The sequence below is a fragment of the Zwartia hollandica genome, from assembly GCF_019923725.1.
Taxonomy (GTDB): Bacteria; Pseudomonadota; Gammaproteobacteria; order Burkholderiales; family Burkholderiaceae_B; genus Zwartia; species Zwartia hollandica.
In genome coordinates, this window is record NZ_JAHXRI010000003.1 from 1 (window position 1) to 1,857 (window position 1,857).

Genomic DNA, 1,857 nt, shown 5'->3' on the forward strand with positions numbered 1-1,857 from the left:
TTGAAGCGGCTTGAGTCACCAAGGCTGGCACCGATACCGACTTCAACAATGGCTGCATCTCGAGCCATTGGTGCAGCACTTACGGTAAAGCCCGGGCCTGTGGCAAACGCCAAAGTTGTTGTCGGAGATAAAGCTCCCCATGCCCGCTGCCAGCCTGCCGATATGCCAGCCTGCCAATCTTTCTCGCCGGCCTTCCACTGGTGACTTAGTCTCGCTCCTAAGGTACCAAATCCCGTATTGGCATTGGTCGCTAGGCCGGTCAGCCTCGCTCTTGCTCCGGTCTCACCAAAACTCGAAGTTTGAAGCCAGATCTGGCTGACCTGACCAAAGGGTGAAAGCGTTGTGTGATGATCTTGCTGCTGACTGAGCGTGATCGGGCTACTTAAGTCTGCAAACAACTGCGTTGACCTTGAGTCGACTTTACCCTTAGCGTTACCCTGATCATCCAACGACAAGCCACGCTTCATGTTGGCTTCGTACCACGACTGAACCACACCACTATTCAAACGCAGTCTATCCTTCGCGTACGCGCTGTACAGCATCACGTGGTAACCATTGGTATTAGCGCTACTGGCAGCGACAGTGGTGTTAGTGAGGCCAGCCGAGAAGCCACCGCCCAGACGAAAACTTGGTGTCAGCGCGTGATCCACTCCAAGGATAAGCCCGCCACCGTTGGACGTTGCCTTACGCGCATCAGCATTGGCGCTGAACGTGTCCCAGTTACCATACGCTTGCGCCCAAACAGTCGTATCCGCCGTAGTCTGGCCCATACGCTGCAGTCGAGCAGTCGAGCTGTTGTTAAGCCAGCTGTCCTGTAGGCGCCAGTTCACTATCTGCGACATCAGCCGGCTGTTGTAAATGAGCGCTGCTTGATTAGCGCTGTAGATTTCACCGGACCACTCTTGGTATAGCCCAGACAATTGGCTCGAGTTATCGTTTAACAGCACCCGCTTATATGGCTCAGCGCCCGAGCTCTGTGCATCAATGGTGTTTGCCACTGCCCGCTGATTGTTCGTTTGCGCAAAGCTTGCCATGGGCACACTATTTCTCTGGGCCATCAAGCCAAGATTGCCGCCGCTTGGGACAAAACTTAGATCAATAAAGGTGTAGTTGCTATCACTGCTCCGGTACGTCCCTGTGAGCGCATTGGCTTGCAGGATTGGATACAACCTGTTTAGGTAAATCCCGCTCTCAGAGGACAATTTAAAGATGGCGCTGTCAGCGATCGTAGCGCGCCCCGAGACCACCACCAGATCACCTTGCTGGTTGGCATTCACCTCATATCGATATGTTGAGCCTGCTAAAAGATTAAGATTACCGTTGACCGTAAGCGTACCGACCGAGTTGCCAGGCGACAGAATACCGGCCATAGACGTATTACCCACCGTGCCAATACCTTGCAAAGTAGCACCTGACGTCACGGCAAGATTTGAAGTCGCGATTGAGCCATCGACCCGCAACACGCCACCGGTAATCGTCGTATCACCCGTGTAGGTGTTCAGACCCGTTAAAACGAGAACCCCTGCACCAGCCTTGCTAAATCCCCCCGTCCCTGAGATGTTATTGCTCCATACTGAGTTATACCCTTCGGTATCCACCGCAAAGATTGGCGCGAAGATTGACGGATTGCCGGGAATGAGAGAAGGATGACCAAACTGGATCGGCCCTCTGACTGCGCGACCGACATTGAGCAAACCATGGCCAAAGTCGCGGATTGATTCGGGGCTGGAGTTGTCAATTTCCGTGGCGGTGGTCAACAGAACTTCAATGATTTGCCTTGCCGTCATGTACGGGAAAGCCTGGCGCAACACCGCCGCACCACCCGCAACCAGAGGAGCTGCCATGGAGGTGCCGCTC

General features: G+C 54.2%; 1 protein-coding gene. It reads right to left on the reverse strand.

The features are described from left to right. Positions 1 to 1,844, reverse strand: a 1,844-nt coding sequence (locus KZZ10_RS02000) for an autotransporter family protein (RefSeq protein WP_259659832.1), incomplete at its 3' end; no start/stop codon positions are given. Positions 1,845 to 1,857: the final 13 nt, after the last annotated feature.